The organism is Microbacterium plantarum, from assembly GCF_035231185.1.
GTDB lineage: Bacteria > Actinomycetota > Actinomycetes > Actinomycetales > Microbacteriaceae > Microbacterium > Microbacterium plantarum.
Map to the genome: position 1 here is coordinate 391,714 of NZ_CP141117.1, position 16,788 is coordinate 408,501.

Here is a 16,788-nt window from a genome sequence, read left to right on the forward strand (position 1 = left end):
GACCGCGATGATGCGAGCATGCCCGCACCGATCGAGCGCTACGCCCTCCTCAGCAACTGCCGCAGTGCGGCGCTCGTGTCCGACCGGGGCGACCTCGACTGGCTGTGCCTTCCCCGCTATGACTCCGGCTCCATCTTCGGCGCCCTGCTCGGCGACAGCTCGCACGGATGCTGGAGCCTGCGGCCACGCGACCCGGACGCGACCGCGACGCGGCGCTACGACGGCGACACGTTCGTGCTCGTGACCCGGTGGGAGTGTGCCGCCGGTGTCGCCGAGGTGCACGAGTTCATGCCGGTCCTCGACGGGGTCGATGCGGTCGTCCGGCGCGTCGTCGGTGTCGCGGGCGAAGTCGACTTCGTGAGCGAGGTGCGGCTGCGGTTCGACTATGCGCGGGCGGTGCCCTGGGTGCGGCAGATCGGTGCGGCCGACACGTCGGATGCCCGCCCGATGGGCGTCCTGCTCGCGGTGGCCGGGCCGGATGCCGTCACGCTGCGCGGGCCCCGGCTCGTCGCCCGGGACACGATGCACCGGGGCGAGTTCCGTGTCGAGGCGGGGCGCACCGTCGACTCGGTGCTGCGCTGGGAGGCCTCGTACCGCGACATCCCGCAGCCCTTCGACGTCGACGGCGCCCTCGAGCGCACGCGCGGGTGGTGGACGACTTGGGCGCGGCGTATCCGCGACGGCGGGCGGTGGGGCGACCGGGTGCTGCGTTCCATGCTCGTGCTGCGGGCGCTCACCCACGCCGAGACGGGCGGCATCGTCGCCGCCGCGACGACCTCTCTGCCGGAGGATTTCGGTGGTTCGCGCAACTGGGACTACCGGTACGTATGGCTGCGTGACGCTGCCCTGACTCTCGAGGCCTACATCTCGCACGGCTATCTCGAGGCGGCCGCGCGCTGGCGCGACTGGCTGCTGCGGGCGGTCGCGGGCGATCCCGCCGACGTGCAGATCATGTACGGCATCGCGGGCGAGCGCGACCTGCCCGAGCGCGAGCTGGAGAGCCTGCCCGGCTACGCGGGATCCGCGCCGGTGCGCGTCGGCAACGGCGCGGTCGACCAGTATCAGGCCGACGTCATCGGCGAGGTGATGGTCGCCCTCGAGGCCGCCCGGCTCGCCGGCGTCACCGAGACCTCGTTCTCGTGGGCGTTGCAGCGGGCGCTGCTCGATCAGGTCGTCGCCTGGCTCGACCGGCCCGATCACGGTATCTGGGAGATCCGGGGTGAACCGCAGATGTTCACCCACTCGCGGGCGATGGTCTGGGCTGCCCTCGATCGGGGCGTCCGCGCCGTCGAGGAGCACGGGTTGAACGGCGATCCCGATCGCTGGCGGGCCCTGCGCGACCGCGTCCGCGCCGAGATCGACGAGCAGGGCGTGGATGCCGCGGGCGGGCACTTCACGCAGCACTTCCGCACCGACGAGGTCGACGCGTCGCTGCTGCTGCTTCCGGCCGTCGGGTTCTGCGCTCCCGACGATCCGCGCATGCTCGCGACCGTCGCGCGCATCGAGAGCACGCTGCTGCGCGAGGGCCTGGTGATGCGCTACCGCACCGAGGCCGGCGTCGACGGTCTCGCCGGCACCGAGCATCCCTTCCTCGCCTGCTCGTTCTGGCTCGTCGAGCAGTACGCGGCGACCGGACGCATCGACGACGCCACCCGGCTCATGGACCGCTTGGGCGGACTCGCCAACGACGTCGGGCTCCTGTCGGAGGAGTACGACGTCACCGACGGGCGCCAGGCGGGAAACACGCCGCAGGCGCTGTCGCACCTCGCGCTGGTGGGCGCAGCCGATGCGCTGGCGGGGCACGGCGGGCGCGCGGCGCACCGGCGCTGAGCCGGCCGGCGGTACGCCACAGCGGCCACCTCGGCGTTCATCGGGCAGATATGCGCGGGGCCTATGATGCCCGGGTGACGTCTCTTCCGGCATCCCCCCGCCGCCCGACGCGCCGCCAGCGACTGGCGGCATTCGGCCGAACCCGTCGGGGTCTCGTCACCGGTTTCGTGGCCTTCCACGCGGCCTACATCCTCGCCCTCCTGCCGCTGATCATCGCGGGCGGCACGGAGGGCGACCTCCCGCTGTACCGGCAGTGGGCGCAGGATGCCGTGCAGGGAACCTGGCCCATCATCGACTTCGAGTGGGTGTATCCGGCGGGCGCGCTGCTGCCGATCGTCGCGCCGATCGCGCTGGGCCCCTACCTGTACCAGCTCGTCTGGCTGCTCATGCTCGCCGGCGCCAACTGGCTCGCCCTCGCCGCGATCGCCGGGGCGCGGCTGCAACGTCGCTCGGCCTATCCGGCCGCTTGGTACTGGCTGCTCAGCATCCTGCTCCTCGCCCCCGTGTCGATGCTGCGCCTGGAGGGTTTCGCTGCTCCGCTCGCCATCGCGGGACTCGTCTGGGTCTCGCGGCGCCCCGTCGTCGCCGGAGCGCTCATCGCGCTCGCCACCTGGATCAAGGTGTGGCCGGCCGCCATCGCGGCTGCGGTGGTCGCGGTGTGCCGGAGCCGCTGGTGGATCGCCGTGGGCGGTGGCGTGGCGAGCGTCGTCATCATGATCGCGGTGGTTCTCGCCGGGGGCGCATCGAACCTCTTCAGCTTCCTCACGATCCAAGGGACTCGTGCCCCGCAGCTCGAAGCGCCCGTCGCGACGCCGTGGGTGTGGGCGACGATCTGGGAGCTGCCCGGAGCGCGCATCCAGCAGAATTACGAGCTCGCCACCCGCGAGGTGATCGGGCACGGGGCGATGGCTGCCGGCGAGGTCGTCGGCTGGCTCATGATCGCCGCGTTCGCCGCGATCGCGTTGCTGCTCGTGCGAGCCCGGATGACCTGGGTCGCCGGCGCCCAGCGCGTCGAGCGCGCGGAGGGCCGCCTCATGGTGCTGGGCGCCTTCGCCCTCACCGCCGCGCTGATCGTCTTCAACAAGGTCGGCTCTCCGCAGTACATGCTGTGGCTCGCCCCGATCGTCGTCGTGGGGCTGCTCATCGACCCCGAGCGGTGGCGGACGCCCGCGAAGTGGATGGCCGTGACGAGCTTCCTGACGACGCTCGTCTTCCCGATCTTCTACATGCCGCTCGTGCACGCCGACCCGTTCGCGGCGAGCCTGCTTCTCGCCCGGAACGTGCTCCTGGTCGCACTGTTCATCTGGAGCATCCAGGCGCTCTGGCGCATCGCGATGCCGCGCGCGGTGCGGCCCCTCTCGATGCCCGTGCCGCGCCCCTCGCTCTCGCCCGTCTCCGACCCGGCCTGAGCTCGCGGCTGGTCAGGCCCAGCCGTTGCGGTGGGCCAGGACGACGGCGGCCACGCGGTCGCGTGCGCCGAGCTTGATCAGGATGTTCGACACGTGCGTCTTCACCGTGGCGTCGCCGATGAAGAGCTCTCGCGCGATCTCGGCGTTGCTGAGCGCCCGCGCGAGGAGGCGCAGCACCTCCGCCTCGCGCTCGGTGAGGCCGTGATCGGCGGGAGTCGACGCCTGCGGCGCGGCGGGTGCTTCGGTGGCCGCGGAGGTCGCGTCGGGTGGGCCGCCCGCGAATCGCTCGATGACCCGTCGGGTGACCTCCGGAGCGAGGAGGGCGTCACCGGCGGCGGCCACCCGCACGGCGGCGGCGAGCTCCTCGGGTCCCGCGTTCTTCAGCAGGAAGCCGCTGGCTCCGGCCTGCAACGCCTGGAACAGGTAGTCGTCGCGGTCGAAGGTCGTCACGACGACGACCGCGCTGGAATTGCGAGGGTCGGCGACGATGCGGCGGGTCGCCTCGAGTCCGTCGAGGACGGGCATCTGGACATCCATGAAGACGACGTCCGGCTGCAGGCGTGCGACCGTCTCGACGGCCTCCGCGCCGTCGCCGGCCTCGCCCACGACGGCGATGTCGCCGCTCGCCTCGAGGATCATGCGGAAACCGGCCCGCATGACGGCATGGTCGTCGACGAGCACCACCGAGGTGGGCGTGGAGGGCGCGGGCGAGGTGGGCGTGCTCACGCGAGAACCCCCTGGGTGCTCGGGTGGGACGACCGCGCGCTCGCGGGAACACGGGCCCGGACGAGGAAGCCGCCGCGAGGACGGGGTGCCGCCTCGAGCCAGCCGCCCGATGCCGCCGCGCGCTCGCGCATGCCCACGAGGCCGAGGCCCGGCGTCGCCCCGAAGCGCACGCGGCCGTCATTGGCGATCTCGAGCTCGATCTCGTCGCCGTCGAAGCGCAGCCGCACGTCGGCGCGCGCGTCGGGCCCGCCATGGCGGCGCGCGTTCGTGAGCGCCTCCTGGGCGATGCGGTAGAGGTTCACCTGCGCGACCTCGGACGCCGTGACCGGTTCGCCGACGACGGTGAAGGTGGTCGGCATCCCGTTCTCCTCCGAGTACCGGGCCAGCTCGGCGATCGCGTCGAGCCGCAGCGTCGAATCATGCGGTGCCGCGGCATCCGGGGTCCGCAGCGTCTCGAGCAGCTGGCGGAGCTCCGTCAGCGACGCCCGTGCCGATTCCTCGACCACGGTGAGCGCGCGTCGCGCCGCCTCGGGATCGCGATCGAGCACCGTGCGCGCGGCGCCGGCCTGCACGCCCATCGCCGAGACGTGGTGCGCCACGACGTCATGGAGCTCGCGTGCGATGCGGACGCGGTCGAGCGCCACCGCCTGCGCCGCGGTGATCTCGCGCTCGTGCTCGAGCTCACGCGTGCGCTGTTCGAGCTCCTCGCGGCTGAGCGCGCCCGCGTAGGCGCGCTCGCCGAACGCGAAGGCGCCGGCGAAGAAGACGACGTTGAAGAGGAACTGCAGCATCATCATCGCCGCGACGGGGGAGAACAGCGAGAACTCCGCGGCGCTGTCGCTGCCCTGTTCGCTGGCCGCCTGGAACATCGCCGCGAGCAGCCAGAAGAACATGCCGATGATGACCACGACGCGGACGATCAGGGCCCGCCGCCGGTCGACCACCCACGCGCCGACCGAGTACATCGCGATGAAGAGGGCGATGCTGCCGACGTACATCTCGGGGATGTGCACCGACATGCCGACGAAGTAGACGACAGCGACGACGATCAGCGCGACCTCGGGGATGCGGCGACGCAGCGCGAGCGGCGCCGTCAGCGCCACGCTGTAGAGCAGGCCCCAGCCGAGGTGCGGTGAGTCGTCGCCCCAGACCTGCGCGACACTGCCGAGCCAGGTGCTGAGGATCGCGCTCACGAGCAGCGCGGCGGCGAGCCACAGGTCGTTGCGCAGTTGCTCGGGGGTCGCGGCGAGACGCTCGTCGGGTACGGGGGAGGCCACGGGCATGACCTCCACGCTACGGTGCGCGCAGGGGTGCGACATCCCCCGAGCGGGGGAGCCGGACGGCCGGCGCGACGATCAGAAGATCATCGGACGGTCGTCATCGTCGTCGCCGTCGAGGACGAGGTCGACGACGACGGGGACGTGATCGCTCGGCGCTTCCCCCTTGCGCTGATCGCGGTGGATCGCGGCGCCGGTGACGGCATCGGCGAACGCGGACGAGCCGAGGATGAAGTCGATGCGCAGGCCCTCGTTGCGGGGGAACCGCAGCTGCTTGTAGTCCCAGTAGGTGAAGCCGGTCGGCACCAGCGGGCGCACGGTGTCGGAGAGGCCGGCGTCGAGCAGCGCCTGGAACGCGGCGCGCTCGGGCGGCGAGACGTGGGTCGTCACGCCCTCGACGAGGGTCGGGTCGCCGACATCCTCGGGGGTGGGGCAGATGTTGAAGTCGCCGGTGAGCGCCAGGGCGAGGCCGGGGGATGCGGCCAGGGTGTCGCGCGTGTACTGCTCGAGCGCCTGCAGCCAGTGGAGCTTGTAGACGTAGTGCGGGTCATCGAGCGACCGGCCGTTCGGGACGTAGAGGCTCCAGACGCGGACGCCGCCGACGGTCGCGGCGATGGCCCGCGCCTCCTGCGGCGCGTCGGGGCCCTCGTGGCCCTTGAGGAATCCCGGCATCCCGGGAAACCCGATCTGCACGTCGGTCATCGGCTCGCGGCTGGCGATCGCGACGCCGTTCCACTGGTTCAGGCCGTGAAGCTCGACGTGGTAGCCGGCCGCCTCGAACTGCTCCATCGGGAACTGCTCGGGCTTGCACTTGATCTCCTGCATCGCCAGGACGTCGATGTCTTCGTTCACCGCGAAGCCGACGATCCGGTCGACGCGAGCGCGGATCGAGTTCACGTTCCAGGTGGCAAGACGCATGCCCCCAGCCTATTCGGCGGCTCGGACCTCGCCCGCTGCGCGGCATCCGGATACCGTCGGGGGATGGCCACGACATTGCTGCTCATCGCCGATACGCATGTCCCCGGGCGGGCGCGGGCCCTGCCGGATGCCGTGCTCGCCGCGGCCGACGCGGCCGACCTCATCGTGCACGCGGGGGACTGGGTCGCGGCATCCGTCCTCGACGAGCTCGAGCGGCACGGCGAGGTGCTGGGGGTGTGGGGCAACAACGACGGAGCCGACCTGCGGTCGCGACTGCCCGAGGTGGCGCGTCGAACGATCGAGGGGGTGCGGTTCGCCGTCGTGCACGAGACCGGCGCCGCGGCGGGGCGCGAGCGACGGATGGACGCCGTCTACTCCGATGACGACGTGCTCGTCTTCGGCCACAGCCACATCCCGTGGGACACGACGACCCCGCGCGGACTCCGGCTGCTCAACCCGGGCTCGCCCACCGACCGGCGTCGCCAGCCTCACAAGACGTTCCTCACGCTCACGGTCGACGAGGGCGAGCTGCGCGATGTCGACCTCGTCGTGGTCTGAGCGACGGCGTCGCGCCGGGGCGACCCGCTCGTAGACTCGGGGTCATGACCGTCGCAGGCACGCCCGAGCTCGAAGCCGACCGCCAGGATCTCATCCGGCTGATCCAGGACGAGGCGGTGTTCCACGGCGACTTCACCCTCTCGAGCGGCAAGAAGGCGACGTACTACGTCGACATGCGTCGGCTGACGCTCGACCACCGCGCCGCGCCGGCGATCGGCCGCATCATGCTCGACCTCATCTCGGACGTCGACGGCGTCGTCGCGGTCGGCGGCCTCACCCTCGGCGCCGACCCGATCGCGAACGCCGTCATGCACGAGTCGGTGCGCGCGGGCCGCCCCCTCGATGCGTTCGTCGTGCGCAAGGAGCCCAAGGACCACGGCCGCGGTCGGCAGGTCGAGGGCGCGGATGTCGCAGGCAAGCGCGTCGTCGTCGTCGAGGACACCTCGACCACCGGCCAGTCCGCACTCAAGGCCGTCGAGGCGCTGCGGCGCGAGGGCGCTGAGCCCGTCGCGGTGGCCGTCATCGTCGACCGCAAGACCGGCGCCCAGGCAGCGGTCGAGGAGGCCGGGCTGCAGTGGCTCGCCGCGATCGACCTCGACGACCTGGGCCTCGCCCCGCAGTAAGGCGCTTCACCTGGCAGCATCCGCCGCTTCGGGCTGCGTGAGGGGGCATGAACTGCCAGGTGAACCGCAGCCGCCGAGGAATAGCGCGCGGGGCCTGGGCGGTTGCGGTTCAGTATGAGCCTGTACGAGCCCGCCGTCTTCGGTGCCCTGAACCTGTCGAACCGCGTCGTCATGGCGCCGCTCACGCGCACCCGCGCGGGCGAGGACGGTGTTCCCACCGACGTCATGGTCGAGTACTACCGCCAGCGCGCGGGGCAGGGCCTCATCATCACCGAGGGCACGTGGCCTGTCGTGGAGGGCAAGTCGTACCCCGGGCAGCCCGGCATCCAGACCGAGGAACAGATCGCGGGCTGGCGACGCATCGCCGACGCCGTCCATGAGGCCGGCGGCACCATCGTCATGCAGCTGATGCACGGCGGACGCGTGTCGCACCCCGACATCACCGGTGCCGACCGAGTCGTGGGCCCGAGCGCGCTGGCTGCGCCCGGGCAGACCCGCACCCCGAAGGGCAAGGCCGACATGCCGATCGCGCACGCGCTGACCGCGGCGGAGGTGCCCGAGGTCGTCGAGCAGTTCGCGCAGGCCGCGCGCAACGCGCTCGCGGCGGGGCTCGACGGTGTCGAGGTCCACGGCGCGAACGGATACCTCGTGCACGAGTTCCTCTCGCCCGTCTCCAACGTGCGCGACGACGAGTACGGCGGATCGACCGCGAACCGCGCGCGCTTCGCGGTCGAGGTCACCCGGGCCGTAGCCGCTGCCGTGGGCGCCGACCGCACCGGCATCCGGCTCTCGCCGCAGCACAACATCCAGGGTGTGCTCGAGCACGACGACGCCGACGCCCGCGCGACCTACACGGCTGTCGCCGAGAGGCTCGCCCCCCTCGGGCTCGCGTTCGTCGATGTGCTCAGCGCCGACCCGACGGGCGAGCTCGTGCAGCACATCCGTCGCACGGCCGCCGCCCCCTTCATCCTCAACTCGGGCTTCGGATCTCCGACGACCCGCGAGGAGGCCGAGACCCTCGTGATCGCCGACTGGACGGATGCCGTCGCCGTCGGTCGCCCCGTGATCGCCAACCCCGATCTGGCGGCCCGGTGGGAGCAGCGGGCGGAGCTCAACGAGGCGCGCCCCGAGCTCTTCTACGGCTCGACCGCCGAGGGCTACATCGACTACCCGTTCCTCGACGAGGTGCCCGCCGGCGCGGTTTGAACGACCCCGGACCCGAACCCGAGCGTCGCATCCATCGCCTCGTCGAAGCGGCGACGCGCGTCCTCGATGCGCGGCATATGCTCCTGCGCCCACGCGAGGATGACGTCGACGGGCGGGCGCAGGGTCTTGCCGAGCGCTGTGACCCGGTACTCCACGGCGACCGGCCGGGTGCTGAGTACGACGCGTTCCACGATGCCGTTGCGCTCGAGCCGCCGCAGAGTCGCGGTCAGCGACTTCTGCGTGACGGCGGGGATCGCGCGCCTGAGGGTGCTGAACCGGGCGGGCGCGTCGCACAGCTCGTTCAGCACCGCGAGCGACCACCTGTCGAGTACCTGGTCGAGCAGGTCGCGATGCGGGGCCGCGATCTCGAATCGGTCTGCGTCGGCGGGGGTGGTATCGGTCACGCTACCCAGTCTCGTTGAAGTGACTTCCGAGCACCAGGTATCCATGAGATACCAATAACGATGCAAGGAGCTTCACCATGACCGTTCACCTGTCGTCGCCCGACTCGCTGATGCAGGCCGTTCCGTACCACCACGTCGCCGTTGCCACCGGCGCGCGCCAGGTCCACGTCGCCGGCCAGATCGCCCGAACCGCCGACGGCAGGTCGGTGGCTCCCGGCGATCTCACCGGTCAGGTCGCGCACGCCCTCCGCAACACCCACGCCGCGCTGGAGAGCGCCGGCGCGGGGTTCGCCGATGTGGTCCGCTTGGCCTTCTACGTCACGGGGTGGGCGCCCGACCGCATCGCCGACTTCATGGCGGGCGTCCACGATGTGGCCGCGGAGATCGGGCTGCCCACACCGATGCCGCCGGCCTCGCTCATCGGGGTGGACTACCTCTTCGAGCCCGACGTCCTCGTCGAGGTGGAGGCGACCGCGGTCCTCGATTGACTCCCGGCGGCCGATCCGGGCTCAGCTCTGGAAGACGGGCAGCTGCGACGCGAGGCCGAGCAGCAGGCCGAAGAACATGAGCAGGATGATGCCGCGACGGGTCGACCCGCGATTGGTGCCGTCGGTGCCGATCTGCTGGTTGCGCACGAAGATGATCAGCGCGATCAGCAGGATCGCGAGACCGGTGAGCGCGAGGACGATCGACATCAGTCGTCGTCCCCGTCGCGGCGCCGCCGGACGAACTGCACGATGACGACCACGAGGGTCGTCGTGAGCATGAGCGCGACGCTGATCAGCAGGAGGTTCTGCTCGAACTCGTTCACAGGATGCCCGGATCCTCGGTCTCGTACGGCTCCGTCTCGAGCAGATCGGCGACGGAGTCGAGGATCTCGTCGGGGCGGAACGGGTACCGCTCGATCTCGGCGTCGTCCGAGATGCCGGTGCGCACGAGCACGGTGTGCAGACCCGCTTCGATGCCCGCCACGACGTCGGTGTCCATGCGGTCGCCGATCATGCCGGTGTTCTCGGAGTGCGCTCCGATGCGGTTCATCGCCGAACGGAACATCATGGGGTTCGGCTTGCCGACGACGTACGGGCTCTTCCCGGTCGCGTGCGAGATGAGGGCCGCGAACGAACCGGTCGCCGGAACGACGCCCTCCGGGGTGGGGCCCGTGGCATCCGGGTTGGTGATGATGAACCGCGCGCCGGCGTTGATGAACCGGATCGCCTTCGTGATGGCGTCGAAGGAGTAGTTGCGCGTCTCGCCCACCACGACGTAGTCGGGGTCGGTCTCGGTCATGATGTAGCCGGCCTCGTGGAGGGCGGTGGTGAGGCCCGCCTCGCCGATCACGAACGCCGAGCCGCCCGGATGCTGCGAACGCAGGAAGTCCGCCGTCGCGAGCGCCGACGTCCAGATACGGTCCTCCGGCACCTCCAGCCCCGACCGCGCGAGACGCGCGCTGAGGTCTCGGGGCGTGAAGAAGGGGTTGTTGGTCAGCACGAGGAACGGCGTGCCCGTCTCGCGCCACTGCGCGAGCAGTTCCGCCGCCCCCGGGATGGGGTGGTTCTCGTGGACGAGAACGCCGTCCATGTCCGTGAGCCAGCACTCGATATCGGCGCGTGTCCGCATGGCCCCAGCCTAGCTGTGGCGATCCGGCCGTAGTCTTCACTCGTGGCCCACGACGACTGGAATCCCCGCAAGCTGCCCGACCTGTCGGGCAAGCGGTATCTCGTCACGGGCTCCAACGCGGGACTCGGGTATTTCGCCAGTCTGCAGCTCGCTTCGGCCGGGGCCCACGTCATCATGACCGGCCGCAGCCCGCAGCGGCTCGCGACGGCGCGCGCCTCGGTCGTGCGAGCCCTGCCCGACGGGGTGGGATCGGTCGAGACGCTGCTGCTCGATACGAGCAACCTGGGCTCCGTGCGGGCAGCGGCGGCGACCGCTCGCGGCCGAAAGCCCCTCCACGGCCTGCTCCTGAACGCCGGGGTGGTGCATCCGCCGCGTCAGCGCCGCACGACCCCCGACGGTCACGAGCTGGTGTTCGCCACCAACGTCCTCGGCCACTACGCGCTCGCGGGGGAGCTGCTCATCGCGCTCGCCGCCGGCCGCGGCCGCATGGTCTGGGTCGGCTCGGTGTCGACATCGATCTGGAAGTACGACCCGACCGACATCGAGCTCGAGAGCGACTACTCGCCCTGGCGCGCATACGTGCAGTCGAAGGTCGCCACGACCTCACTCGGCCTCGAGGCCGACGAGCGCCTGCGGGCGGCGAGCGTGCCGGTCTCGAGCCTGGTCGCCCACCCCGGCTATTCCACGAGCGGGCGCACCCGCGGCATCGCCGGCATCAACGAGCCGTCGCGGATGACGCGTTTCACCGACAACCTGCAGGTCGCCGTGACGCAGTCCAAGGAACGGGGGGCGTGGGCGCTCGTGCGCGCTCTCGTCGACCCGGATGCCGCGGGCGGCGAGTATTACGGGCCGGCCGGTGTGCTCCGGGGCGAGCCGCGCGTCGCGACGCCCGCGGCGATCACGCGCGATCCGGACATCGCCGCGCGCCTGTGGTCGTACTGCGAGCACACGACGCGCACGCCGTGGCCGTATCTGAAGGCGAGCCGGACGCGCGCGAAGAGCTGATCGCGCTCAGGCGGTGACCCAGATGGCCGCGGCGGCACCGGGTGGCAGCACGACGGAACCGCCGCCGTCGAGCCGCACGCTGTCGCGTCCGCTGACCGTCAGGGTGTGGCCCACGTCGACGCCGTGGCCCTCGAGCGTGCGCAACAGGGCGGGATCACGGTCGCTCACGCGAAGGATGCGGCCCTCGTGGCCGATCGCCGCTTCGGCGAGCAGCACGAACGGTTCGCGATGGACCTCGCCGTCGGCGTCCGGGATCGCGTCGCCGTGCGGATCGAACCGGGGATCGCCGAGCCGTTCGGCGATGCCCGAGAGCAGTCGGTCGCTGATGGTGTGCTCGAGCACCTCGGCCTCGTCGTGGACCTCGTCCCAGGCGTAGCCGAACTCGCGGACGAGCCAGGTCTCGATGAGGCGGTGACGCCGGATGATGGATGCCGCACGCCGCCGGCCGGCTTCGGTCAGGGCCACCGGTCCGTACGGGCGATGCGACACGAGGTCCTGAGCGGCGAGCTTGCGGACCATCTCCGTGACCGTCGACGGCGCGAGCCCGAGCGTCGCCGCGAGCTGCGAGGGGGTGATCGGCGCCGGCTGCCACTCGGTGTGGTGGTAGATCGTCTTCAGGTAGTCGTCGACGGCGGGGGAGGGCACACTCCAGATTATCCGCGGCGGCGGGATAGCCTGTCCCGGTGACCCGCCCCGACCCCGCCGACGCGAGCGGCGACCGCGACGGCGTCGACGCGGAACCGCAGCTGCCGGTCGGCGTGGGGCCGTGGCCGGGCGGTCCGGACGCGTGGCCTGACGACCCCCGGTACGACCCGCAGCTGCTGGCCGACGGTGACCGCCGGAACGTCGTCGACCACTACCGCTATTGGCGGCTCGAGGCAATCGTGGCCGACCTCGACGAGCACCGGCATCCCTTCCACGTCGCGATCGAGAACTGGCAGCACGACATGAACATCGGCTCGATCGTGCGCAGCGCGAACGCCTTCGGCGCGGCGGAGGTCCACATCGTGGGACGGCGGCGGTGGAACCGCCGGGGCGCGATGGTGACCGATCGCTACCAGCACGTCCGCCACCACGAGGATGTGGCCTCCTTCGCGGCGTGGGCACGTGAGAATGACCTCCCGATCGTCGCGGTCGACAACGTCCCGGGGTCGGTTCCGGTGGACCGCGCCGACCTGCCCGAGCGGGCCGTCCTGATGTTCGGTCAGGAGGGGCCGGGGCTGTCGCCCGAGGCCGTGGCTGCGGCATCCGTCGTCGTCGAGATCACGCAGTACGGCTCGACGCGTTCCATCAACGCATCGGCCGCGGGCGCCGTGGTCATGTACGAGTGGTGCCGTCGCTGGGCTCGATGAGGACCGACCGGCGAGAGGTCACCGCTCCGGGTGGCGGTCCGGGGTGACGGCGTAGACGAACAGACCCGTCGCCGACGCGCTGAGTTCGACCGTCGCGTCGGCCGGGACATCCCGGATGCCGTGCGGCTCGGCGTTGCCGTCGACGGCGGCGCACGGCACCTTTCCGCTCTCGATGGTCGTGCCGTCGGCTGTGACGGTGTAGGCCAGCTCGCTTCCCGATCCGGTGACGCAGGCGATCGTCACGACGGCGGGCGCTTCGCCGGCGGTGACGGAGATGATCGGCTCTCTGCCGGGCTCGAGAACACCGGCCTCGCGCTGGGTCCAGGACGCCCCGCCGAGCCCGTTCTCGGGGATGACGGTGTCAGCCCACTGCCGGGCGTCGTCGGCGGTGGGGCGGGGCAGCGTCCGGGGGTCGTCGGAGCGCGTCGGGATCTCGACCGGCGCTGTCTCCTGCGCGCAGCCGGAGGCGAGCATCCCGACCACGAGCACGGCGGCACCGGCGGCGGCGGCAGAGGTGAGCTTCGGCATGCCGCCACGCTAAGCGCGGAATCTGAGGTTCGCACGTGAATGGGGTTTCGACCCGATCACAGTTCGGCTTCGCGTCTCCGGGGTTCAGACGGCGATGCGCAGCCACGCGCCGCGCCGCACGCGCCACCCCAGCGTGACCAGCCGGGCGATCATGTAGACGCCGAAGAACGCCACCGCGAGCCAGGCGAGGCCTGCCGCGCCGCCCGGATGCAGCGCTCCGATCACCAGGAGAGCGGGGATGAAGGGGATGAGGTTCAGGCCTCCGGCGATCGCGAGATAGCGCGCGTCGCCGGCGCCCATCAGCACCCCGTCGAGGACGAAGACGATGCCGCAGACGGGCTGCGCGATCGCGAGGACGAGGAGCGCCGGCTGGATCAGGGCGGCCACGGCCGGGTCGCCGGTGAACAGCAACCCGATGACCCCCGACGTCGCGGCGATGACGCCCCCGACGAGTACGCCGAACCAGGCGCCCCAGGCGACGGTGCGACCGAGGACGCGCTGGACGAAGGCCTCGTCGCCGGCACCCAGGCCACGCCCGATGAGCGCCTGCGCGGCGATCGCGAGCGCGTCGAGCGCGAAGGCCGCGGTGGAGAAGATCGTGAAGGCGACCTGCCAGCCGGCGAGTTCGCTCGTGCCCAGGCCGGTCGCGACGGCGACGGTCGCGAGCAGCGCCGCGCGCAGCGAGACCGTCCGGAGGAACAGCCAGCCGCCGAGACGCGCCGACCCGCGCATGCCGTCGGCGCGGGGCCGGAGCGACGCCGAGTGCCGGCGAGCGAGGCGGCCGATCACGACCACGTAGGCTCCGACCATGCCCCACTGGGCGATCACGGTGCCCATCGCCGACCCGGCGATGCCCCAGCCGAACCCGTAGATGAAGAGGACGTTCAGCACCGCGTTGGCGCCGAAGCCGAGGCCGGCGATCCACAGCGGGGTGACGGTGTCCTGCATGCCGCGCAGCAGCCCGGTCGCGGCGAAGACGATGAGCATCGCCGGAAGACCCCACATCGACAGGCGGAGGTAGGTCTCGGCATCCGTCGCGACGGCCTCGCCGGCTCCGAACATGCCGACCAGCAGCGGCGTGGCGAGCGAGCCCGCGGCCGCGAGCACGGCGCCGAGGCCGAGCGCGAGCCACAGCCCGTCGATCCCCGCGCTGACGGCGCTGGTCGAATCGCCCGCTCCGAAGCGACGGGCCACCGCCGGGGTCGTGGCGTAGGCGAGGAACACCATCAGCCCCACGATCGTCTGCAGCACCGCGCCGGCGATGCCGAGCGCCGCGAGCGGCACGACGCCGAGGTGGCCGATGAGCGCGGCGTCGACGATGAGGAACATCGGCTCGGCGATGAGGGCGCCGAGGGCGGGAACGGCCAGCCGCAGGATCTCGCGGTTGAGCGTGGGCGCCATGACTCGAGCCTAGAGGCGTGACGCCGGCGGACCCGCCTTTGCACGACCGCCGGGTCGCTGTCGAGCGCGCGGAACGCCACCGCAACGACGGTTACCGTTGATCATCGACCGAGGGAGAGGACGCCGGATGCGGCTGCTCGAACGCCTGGCGATTGCGCGCCTGCACGCTCGGCTGCCGACGTGGGTCCGCGTCGTCGTGGCCGCCGCGGCCGTCGTGCTCGGCGTCGTCATCGTCATCCGTCCGACGACGGCTCTCGACGTCCTCGCCTGGTTGATCGGCGGCGGAATGGCGCTGACAGGCCTCCTCGAGCTCACCGGGCGCGAGGGCGAGGCGCACCGCCCGCGCTGGCGCACGGCAACGGGGGTCGCCTGGCTTCTCGGCGGCGCGATCGTCCTCCTCGCGCCGGGACTGACGGTGCGTGTCGTCGCGGTCGTCGTCGGCATCCTTCTCCTCGGTGGCGGCATCCTCGGCGTCATCGCGGCCTTCGGGCGTGGCCGTACCTGGGACGCGCGCATCGCCGACGCCGCTTTCGGCGCGTCGGGCGTCATCTTCGGCGCGCTCGCACTGTTCTGGCCCGACATCACCCTGCTCGTGACCGCCGTCGTCTTCGGCGCCCGGCTGATCATGAGCGGCGTCGTCGACCTCTGGACGCGGCTCCGCCGCCGTCGCGACGACCGCGTGGCCGAACGCGTGGGGCCGGACGGCAGGCCCCGCCGGCGCTGGGGACGGACGGTGGTCGCCATCGCCTCCGTCGCGCTGGCCGTGACCACGACGATCGTGACAGCGCCGTTGCGCGACGGCTCGACCGTCGTCGACGACTTCTATGCGGCGCCGCGTGACCTGCCCGACGAGCCCGGGCGTCTCGTGCGGGCGGAGCCGTTCGACGCCGGCATCCCGGCCAGCGCGGAAGGGTGGCGGATCCTCTACACGACGACCGGCGTCGACGGAGATGTCCGCGTCGCGAGCGCCATCGTCGCGGTGCCGCGCGAGGGCGACGGGCAATGGCCGGTGATCGACTGGAACCACGGGACCACCGGGTTCGCGCAGCACTGCGCCCCCTCGCTGCAGCCGCGCGGACTGTGGTCGGGCGCTTTCTACATGCTGCCGCGAGCCATCAAAGAGGGCTGGGCCGTCGTCGGCACCGACTACATCGGACTCGGCACCGAGGGGCCGCATCCCTATCTCGTCGGGCTGCCGAGCGCCCACGCCTCGCTCGACGCCGTTCGGGCTGCGCGCGAGCTCGAGGAGGCCGACCTCGGCGCCCGCACCGTCGTGTGGGGGCATTCGCAGGGCGGTGCGGCGGCGCTGTGGACGGGCGCGGTCGCCCGTGAGTACGCTCCCGAGGTCTGGGTGCAGGGCGTCGCCGCCCTCGCGCCGGCGAGCGACCCCGCAGCTCTCGTGCAGGGCATCTCGAGTGTCACCGGCGGCAGCATCTTCGCGTCCTACGCCTTCGCCTCGTTCTCGTCGATCTATCCCGAGATCGAGTACCGCGACTATGTGCGTCCCGGCGCGGAGACCGTGCTGCGGCAGATGTCGGAGCGGTGCCTGTCCGACCCGACGATCGTGCTCTCCGTCGCCGCGGCTCTCGGGATGAGCCGCGACCCGGCGCTGTTCTCGCGGTCGCCGGCATCCGGAGTGCTCGGGCGGCACCTGCGCGAGAACACGGCGCCGCTGCGCTCCACCGCGCCCGTGCTGCTGGCGCACGGCGGGGCCGACAGCGTCATCCCGGTGCAGACCCAGGCCGCATTCGTCGACCGCATGTGCGCGGCCGGTCAGGACGTCGACTTCCGCACGTACGCGGGGTTCGAGCATGCGGGGGTCGTCGAGCGACCGTCGCCCCTCATCGACGAGCTGTTCGACTGGACGAGGGATCGTTTCGCCGGCATCCCGGTTGCCGAGGGGTGTACCACCACGGAACGCTGAATGGTCTCAG

General features: G+C 71.7%; 18 protein-coding genes. 9 read left to right on the forward strand and 9 right to left on the reverse strand.

All coding sequences use genetic code 11. The features are described 5' to 3' along the window. The first annotated feature begins 18 nt into the window (after positions 1-18). Positions 19-1,830, forward strand: coding sequence for a glycoside hydrolase family 15 protein (locus VC184_RS01870; protein ID WP_323987146.1), 1,812 nt, complete (start codon positions 19-21; stop codon positions 1,828-1,830). Between the two features lie 74 nt (positions 1,831-1,904). Further along, on the forward strand, positions 1,905-3,239 hold the full coding sequence (locus VC184_RS01875; protein ID WP_274178239.1) for a hypothetical protein: 1,335 nt from the start codon (positions 1,905-1,907) through the stop codon (positions 3,237-3,239). A 12-nt stretch (positions 3,240-3,251) separates the two neighbouring features. Here VC184_RS01875 and VC184_RS01880 read toward each other — a convergent pair whose 3' ends face one another. From VC184_RS01880 to VC184_RS01890, 3 genes are all read right to left on the reverse strand, one after another. Beyond that, positions 3,252-3,896, reverse strand: coding sequence for a response regulator transcription factor (locus tag VC184_RS01880; protein WP_323987800.1), 645 nt, complete (start codon positions 3,894-3,896; stop codon positions 3,252-3,254). 65 nt (positions 3,897-3,961) lie between these two features. After that, positions 3,962-5,248, reverse strand: a complete 1,287-nt coding sequence (locus tag VC184_RS01885) for a sensor histidine kinase (protein ID WP_323987148.1) — start codon at positions 5,246-5,248, stop codon at positions 3,962-3,964. A gap of 72 nt (positions 5,249-5,320) precedes the next feature. Next, positions 5,321-6,160: an exodeoxyribonuclease III gene (locus tag VC184_RS01890; RefSeq protein ID WP_274178242.1), complete on the reverse strand. Its 840-nt coding sequence runs from the start codon at positions 6,158-6,160 to the stop codon at positions 5,321-5,323. A 63-nt stretch (positions 6,161-6,223) separates the two neighbouring features. Here VC184_RS01890 and VC184_RS01895 point away from each other — a divergent pair, with 63 nt between their 5' ends. The 3 genes from VC184_RS01895 to VC184_RS01905 all read left to right on the forward strand — a co-directional run bounded on the left by VC184_RS01895 (position 6,224) and on the right by VC184_RS01905 (position 8,547). Further along, positions 6,224-6,718, forward strand: a complete 495-nt coding sequence (locus tag VC184_RS01895; protein ID WP_274178243.1) for a metallophosphoesterase family protein — start codon at positions 6,224-6,226, stop codon at positions 6,716-6,718. A 44-nt stretch (positions 6,719-6,762) separates the two neighbouring features. Continuing rightward, a complete protein-coding gene (gene pyrE / locus VC184_RS01900; RefSeq protein ID WP_112616119.1) occupies positions 6,763-7,341 on the forward strand; it encodes an orotate phosphoribosyltransferase in 579 nt (192 codons plus the stop codon). A gap of 114 nt (positions 7,342-7,455) precedes the next feature. Further along, entirely contained in the window at positions 7,456-8,547 is a 1,092-nt protein-coding gene (locus VC184_RS01905) for an alkene reductase (RefSeq protein ID WP_323987150.1), read from the forward strand. Here VC184_RS01905 and VC184_RS01910 read toward each other — a convergent pair. Further along, on the reverse strand, positions 8,508-8,951 hold the full coding sequence (locus VC184_RS01910) for a winged helix-turn-helix transcriptional regulator (RefSeq protein ID WP_282501964.1): 444 nt from the start codon (positions 8,949-8,951) through the stop codon (positions 8,508-8,510). The two genes, VC184_RS01905 and VC184_RS01910, sit on opposite strands and share 40 nt — an antisense overlap. A 77-nt stretch (positions 8,952-9,028) precedes the next feature. On the opposite strand from VC184_RS01910, the gene VC184_RS01915 reads away from it, so the two are divergent. Then, complete coding sequence (locus VC184_RS01915) at positions 9,029-9,439, forward strand: RidA family protein (protein ID WP_282501965.1); 411 nt, start codon at positions 9,029-9,031, stop codon at positions 9,437-9,439. Positions 9,440-9,460: 21 nt separating this feature from the next. Here the strand turns inward: VC184_RS01915 and VC184_RS01920 are convergent, their stop codons facing one another. After that, the gene (locus VC184_RS01920; RefSeq protein ID WP_112616125.1) at positions 9,461-9,646 is read right to left on the reverse strand and encodes a hypothetical protein; all 186 of its coding nucleotides are present in this window, start codon (positions 9,644-9,646) and stop codon (positions 9,461-9,463) included. A gap of 112 nt (positions 9,647-9,758) precedes the next feature. Beyond that, positions 9,759-10,568 (reverse strand): HAD-IIA family hydrolase, encoded by an 810-nt coding sequence (locus VC184_RS01925; protein ID WP_112616127.1) that lies wholly within the window; start codon positions 10,566-10,568, stop codon positions 9,759-9,761. Between the two features lie 42 nt (positions 10,569-10,610). Here VC184_RS01925 and VC184_RS01930 point away from each other — a divergent pair, with 42 nt between their 5' ends. Beyond that, the gene (locus tag VC184_RS01930; protein WP_112616129.1) at positions 10,611-11,573 is read left to right on the forward strand and encodes an SDR family NAD(P)-dependent oxidoreductase; all 963 of its coding nucleotides are present in this window, start codon (positions 10,611-10,613) and stop codon (positions 11,571-11,573) included. Positions 11,574-11,579: 6 nt separating this feature from the next. Here VC184_RS01930 and VC184_RS01935 read toward each other — a convergent pair whose 3' ends face one another. Then, the gene (locus VC184_RS01935) at positions 11,580-12,218 is read right to left on the reverse strand and encodes a metal-dependent transcriptional regulator (RefSeq protein WP_114589053.1); all 639 of its coding nucleotides are present in this window, start codon (positions 12,216-12,218) and stop codon (positions 11,580-11,582) included. A gap of 38 nt (positions 12,219-12,256) precedes the next feature. On the opposite strand from VC184_RS01935, the gene VC184_RS01940 reads away from it, so the two are divergent. Beyond that, complete coding sequence (locus VC184_RS01940) at positions 12,257-12,925, forward strand: TrmH family RNA methyltransferase (RefSeq protein ID WP_407667123.1); 669 nt, start codon at positions 12,257-12,259, stop codon at positions 12,923-12,925. 18 nt (positions 12,926-12,943) lie between these two features. Here VC184_RS01940 and VC184_RS01945 read toward each other — a convergent pair whose 3' ends face one another. Together VC184_RS01945 and VC184_RS01950 are read right to left on the reverse strand one after the other, a co-directional pair. Beyond that, a complete protein-coding gene (locus VC184_RS01945; RefSeq protein WP_114589054.1) occupies positions 12,944-13,453 on the reverse strand; it encodes a hypothetical protein in 510 nt (169 codons plus the stop codon). A gap of 84 nt (positions 13,454-13,537) precedes the next feature. Continuing rightward, positions 13,538-14,854 (reverse strand): MATE family efflux transporter, encoded by a 1,317-nt coding sequence (locus VC184_RS01950; RefSeq protein ID WP_282501966.1) that lies wholly within the window; start codon positions 14,852-14,854, stop codon positions 13,538-13,540. A 127-nt stretch (positions 14,855-14,981) separates the two neighbouring features. Between VC184_RS01950 and VC184_RS01955 the strand changes: the two genes are divergently transcribed. Then, entirely contained in the window at positions 14,982-16,778 is a 1,797-nt protein-coding gene (locus VC184_RS01955) for an alpha/beta fold hydrolase (protein WP_323987153.1), read from the forward strand. Positions 16,779-16,788: the final 10 nt, after the last annotated feature.

Excerpts from the sequence above, each read along its gene's own strand:
- VC184_RS01925 (WP_112616127.1), bottom strand. The coding sequence starts at position 10,568 with ATGCGGACACGCGCCGATATCGAGTGCTGGCTCACGGACATGGACGGC.
- VC184_RS01915 (WP_282501965.1), top strand. The coding sequence starts at position 9,029 with ATGACCGTTCACCTGTCGTCGCCCGACTCGCTGATGCAGGCCGTTCCG.
- VC184_RS01945 (WP_114589054.1), bottom strand. The coding sequence starts at position 13,453 with ATGCCGAAGCTCACCTCTGCCGCCGCCGCCGGTGCCGCCGTGCTCGTG.
- VC184_RS01885 (WP_323987148.1), bottom strand. The coding sequence starts at position 5,248 with ATGCCCGTGGCCTCCCCCGTACCCGACGAGCGTCTCGCCGCGACCCCC.
- VC184_RS01955 (WP_323987153.1), top strand. The coding sequence starts at position 14,982 with ATGCGGCTGCTCGAACGCCTGGCGATTGCGCGCCTGCACGCTCGGCTG.
- VC184_RS01880 (WP_323987800.1), bottom strand. The coding sequence starts at position 3,896 with ATGCGGGCCGGTTTCCGCATGATCCTCGAGGCGAGCGGCGACATCGCC.
- VC184_RS01950 (WP_282501966.1), bottom strand. The coding sequence starts at position 14,854 with ATGGCGCCCACGCTCAACCGCGAGATCCTGCGGCTGGCCGTTCCCGCC.
- VC184_RS01895 (WP_274178243.1), top strand. The coding sequence starts at position 6,224 with ATGGCCACGACATTGCTGCTCATCGCCGATACGCATGTCCCCGGGCGG.
- VC184_RS01870 (WP_323987146.1), top strand. The coding sequence starts at position 19 with ATGCCCGCACCGATCGAGCGCTACGCCCTCCTCAGCAACTGCCGCAGT.
- VC184_RS01905 (WP_323987150.1), top strand. The coding sequence starts at position 7,456 with ATGAGCCTGTACGAGCCCGCCGTCTTCGGTGCCCTGAACCTGTCGAAC.
- pyrE (WP_112616119.1), top strand. The coding sequence starts at position 6,763 with ATGACCGTCGCAGGCACGCCCGAGCTCGAAGCCGACCGCCAGGATCTC.
- VC184_RS01920 (WP_112616125.1), bottom strand. The coding sequence starts at position 9,646 with ATGTCGATCGTCCTCGCGCTCACCGGTCTCGCGATCCTGCTGATCGCG.
- VC184_RS01890 (WP_274178242.1), bottom strand. The coding sequence starts at position 6,160 with ATGCGTCTTGCCACCTGGAACGTGAACTCGATCCGCGCTCGCGTCGAC.